The 4,069-nt window shown below is 64.2% G+C and carries 3 protein-coding genes; 1 reads left to right on the top strand and 2 read right to left on the bottom strand.

The window, feature by feature from the left end:
* A partial coding sequence (locus tag ENZ75_RS23680; RefSeq protein ID WP_164887958.1) for a GMC family oxidoreductase N-terminal domain-containing protein occupies positions 1-1,405 on the bottom strand: 1,405 nt, incomplete at its 3' end.
* Between the two features lie 42 nt (positions 1,406-1,447).
* A complete protein-coding gene (locus tag ENZ75_RS23675) occupies positions 1,448-2,125 on the bottom strand; it encodes an FCD domain-containing protein (RefSeq protein ID WP_013529856.1) in 678 nt (225 codons plus the stop codon).
* Positions 2,126-2,328: 203 nt separating this feature from the next.
* On the opposite strand from ENZ75_RS23675, the gene ENZ75_RS23670 reads away from it, so the two are divergent.
* On the top strand, positions 2,329-3,957 hold the full coding sequence (locus ENZ75_RS23670) for a choline dehydrogenase (RefSeq protein WP_063168894.1): 1,629 nt from the start codon (positions 2,329-2,331) through the stop codon (positions 3,955-3,957).
* Positions 3,958-4,069 lie beyond the last annotated feature (112 nt).

Here is a 4,069-nt window from a genome sequence, read left to right as displayed (position 1 = left end):
AGTCAGGATCGACGACGGCCTCGGTGTCAAGACCCATCCGGCAGGTGCCGGCCGGATGATGATGGGTGGAAGCAGCCCTGGCGATGAAAGCATCGAGTTCGGCATCGGACCGAACCGGTGCGCCTGGCAGGATCTCCGTATCGCGCCATTCGTCCAGGGCCTCATGATGGCCGACCATGCGCGCCCGCTTCAACGCCATCCTGAATGTCGCGCGATCGTGTTCGGTTTCGAGATAATGCGGATCGATGACCGGCGCATCGTTGCGGCCCGGCCCGCTCGGTGTGATGCGCCCGCGGCTTGTCGGATGGGTGACGCCGCAAAGGATGGTAAAGGCCGAGCCATAAAGCGGGGCATTCAGGCCCTCGGCCGCCGACGGAGCGACGACGCAGGCGAGCACGATATCGGGACTTCCCATGGAGCGGATCGGGTCGTCGCTGTGCAGATACATCAGCGATTCGGAGTGCTGCAGGCGGGAAGGCGGCACCGGCTTTTTGGTGCTGTAGACATTTCCAAGAGCCAGCAGATGATCCTGCAGGTTGCGGCCCACCTCGCTGCGATCGGCAAGGCAGCGTATGTCAGCCTGCTTCAGCGTATCCGGGCAACCAATGCCCGACCGCATGAGGATGAGCGGCGTGGACGCGGCGCCGGCGCAAAGGACAATCCGGTCGGCACAGAGCGTTCTGGTCTGGCCCTCGCAGACCACGCTCACGCCCGTGACCCTGTGGCCGTCCAGCACCAGATGCTCGACCTCGTGGCCGGCGAGCAAGGTCAGGTTCGGCCGCGCCATGACCCGCGGCGGCAGATAGGCGTCGGCGACGCTCAGGCGCTTGCCGTCGCGTATGTTGAGTGAATTGGGGCTGGTGCCGACCAGCTCGCCGCTGTTGTGGTCGCTCAGGGCGGGAGCCCCCATGGATCGCCCGGCGGCGATGTAGGCACGCACGACCGGACTGACCTCGGCGTCCGGCAGATAGACGTCCAGCGGGCCGCTCTTGCCGCGTGTTGGCCCGTCGAAAGCGGTGAAGGCTTCGCTGCGGATGAAGCCCGGCAACAACCCCCGATAGGACCAGCGCTCGCCGCCGGCTTGCACCCAGGGGTCGAAATCATCGGGATGGCCGCGCACATAGGCCATTGCATGCAGGCAGCTCGAGCCGCCGACGATTTTGCCGCGCGGCCATTCATGGACGCGGTTGGCGGTGAAGGGCTGGGGCACGGTCCGATAGCTCCAGTCGTAGGCGCGGCCCTGGAGCATCGTCCATTTCAGCGGGTCGGCGATGTCGGGATCGGCCGGCATCGTCCCGGCTTCGATGAGGCCGACCTGGCACGACCGGTCTTCACTGAGACGGCTGGCAACAACCGAGCCAGCGGATCCCGCGCCGATGACCAGCACGTCGAAATGACGTTTCAATTTGAAATTCCCCGCACAGGCTCGATGTCAGAGGTGATGCGATCACGCGGCAAAGGCGCCGGCATTCGACCGTTCCATGATCTGTCTCTGCACCGACAGAAGGTGCGCGCGCATTGCGGCCTCTGCCGCTTCGGGGTCGCGCTGCGAGATCGCTTCGGCGATCAGGCGATGCTCGCCGTCGCGGTGGGCGATCCGCTTGGGGCAGGTGGGTGCCGCGGTGCGCGCAACCTTCACCCGCGCATCGACACCGACCTGGCGCAGCATCTTGTAGAATTCCGCGGCGAGGTGGTTGCGGGCCGCGGCAACGATCGCGAGATGGAAAGCGAAGTCGACCTCACCCGACGGGGCGTTCTCCGGCGTGGTTGCCGCGTCGAGGATCCGCGCCGTCTCGAAAGAGGAGGCGCGCAGCGACGCCAGTCGGGCAAGGCCCGGCTCCATAATCAGGCGCAATTCCAGGACCTCGATCGGATTGGTTACCCTGACCAGTTCCTCGCCATATCTCGGAAGGGCGGTCGGCGCCCGCCTGGCGCGCGCCGGTTTGAGGTCGCCTGAAAGGCGCAGCACTTCAAGCGCCTTGCGAAGCTGATGGCGCTTGACGCTCAGATGTTCCGCAAGATCGCGCTCGGACGGAAGCTTGCCGCCGCCCTGCTGCAACTGGCGGACCGCGGCGATGATGTCGTCGAGATCAGATGGTCCGACCTGCGGCTCGAATGCGCTCAAAACCAAATCTCCTGTCCGATCGGCAGACCGCCGACTCAACGTCCCGACATCATATTGTGACACGAAAACCTGTTCGACGGCACTCAACCAATTCAACCAATCTACAACTGTACGCAATGGTTGACAACACCAGTTGCGCGATGGTTGACTGCCCATGTCGACGGTTGCCATCGCGGCAGACGTCTTTCTCCCGAGGATCACGCATGCCGGCTGGCGAAACCTTTGACTACGTCATTGTCGGTGCGGGATCGGCCGGCTGCGTGCTGGCGAACCGGCTGAGCGAAGACCCTGCCGTGTCGGTGCTTTTGTTGGAGGCGGGGGATTGGGACCGCGATCCGATGATCCACATCCCGCTCGGCTGGGGCAAGATACTGACGGAGCGCCGCCACGACTGGATGTATTTCTGCGAGCCCGAGGCCAATGTCGGCGGCCGCAAGGTCGAATGCGCGCGCGGCAAGGTCATCGGCGGCTCTTCCTCCACCAACGCCATGGCTTATGTGCGCGGCAATCGCGGCGACTACGATCGCTGGGCGGCAAGCGGCCTGACGGACTGGTCGTTCGACAAGGTGCTGCCCTACTTCAAGAAGCAGGAGCGCTGGGAAGCGGGCGAAAGCCGGTACCGTGGCGGCAGCGGGCCGCTGAACACCCAGTTCTGCCGCTACAAGGACGAACTGATCGATGCCTTCGCCACAGCCAGCCGTGATGCCGGATACCCGCAGACCGATGACTATAACGGCGCCATACAGGAAGGCTTCGGCCGGCTGCAGATGACAATTGCCAACGGCCGCCGCTGCTCGACCGCAACCGCCTATCTGCGGCCCGCCATGCGGCGCGGCAATGTCAAGGTGCTGACCGGCGCGATGGCGACGAAGATCCTGCTCAGGGATGGCCGCGCAGCCGGCATTGCCTACACCAGAGGCGGGGCGAGCCATGAAGTTCTGGCGCGGCGCGAAGTTCTGCTTGCCGGCGGCGTCATCAACACGCCGCAGCTGATGATGCTGTCAGGCATAGGCGACAGCGGCGAGCTGGCGGCGCATGGCATCGAGACGAAGGTCGATCGTGCGCAAGTCGGCAAGAATCTGCAGGACCACGTTTCGGTTATCGTGATGTATCGGCGCAAACAGCCTGGACCGTTTCTCAAGATGATGCGGGCCGATCGTATCGGGCTGGATTTCGTCAGGACTTATCTCACCGGAAAGGGCTTTTCGGGAGATGTGCCTGGCGGCGTCGTGGCATTCCTGAAAAGCGACACAAGCCGGCCGTTGCCGGACGTACAGCTGCTTTTCACCGCCGCGCCGCTTGGGGCATGGCCTTACATGTCGCCGTTCAAGGCGCCGTTCGCCGACGGCTTTGCGACCCGTATCGTTGCGGTGCAGCCGGAGAGCCGCGGCAGCGTCAAGCTGGCGTCGAGCGATCCGGTTGCCGCGCCCCTGATCCATCAGAATTTCCTGTCCTCGCAGCGCGACTGGCAGTCGCTTCGCGCCGGCTTTCGTGTTGCACGCAACCTTGCCAGCCAGCCGTCCATGGCTCCGTTCGTCGGCGCGGAGTTCTTCCCCGGCCCGAAATGCGAGAGCGACGAAGAGATCGACGAGCACATCCGCAAGACCTCGATCACCGTGCATCATCCGGCCGGCACGTGCCGCATGGGCGTCGATGCGGCATCGGTGGTCGATCCGGAATTGCGGGTGCGCGGCATTGCCGGGCTTCGTGTCGTGGACGCCTCGGTCATGCCCGACCTCGTTTGCGGCAACATCAATGCGGCGGTCATCATGATCGCCGAAAAGGCCGCGGATCTGATCCGCAGCCGCGCTCAACAGAGCGTGGCTGCCTGATAAGGCGGCCGGAATACAACCAAAGTCTTTTGGTTGAGACTGAAAAACTGCGTTGGTTGGACTGTCATGCGCGCCAGCATGGCCGTGACGAAGCGGTTTCACGCCCTGATTG

Origin of the sequence: Mesorhizobium sp. M7A.F.Ca.CA.002.04.1.1 (genome assembly GCF_004022805.1) — a bacterium.
GTDB lineage: Bacteria > Pseudomonadota > Alphaproteobacteria > Rhizobiales > Rhizobiaceae > Mesorhizobium > Mesorhizobium ciceri.
This window is presented reverse-complemented; position numbering and strand designations above follow the sequence as displayed.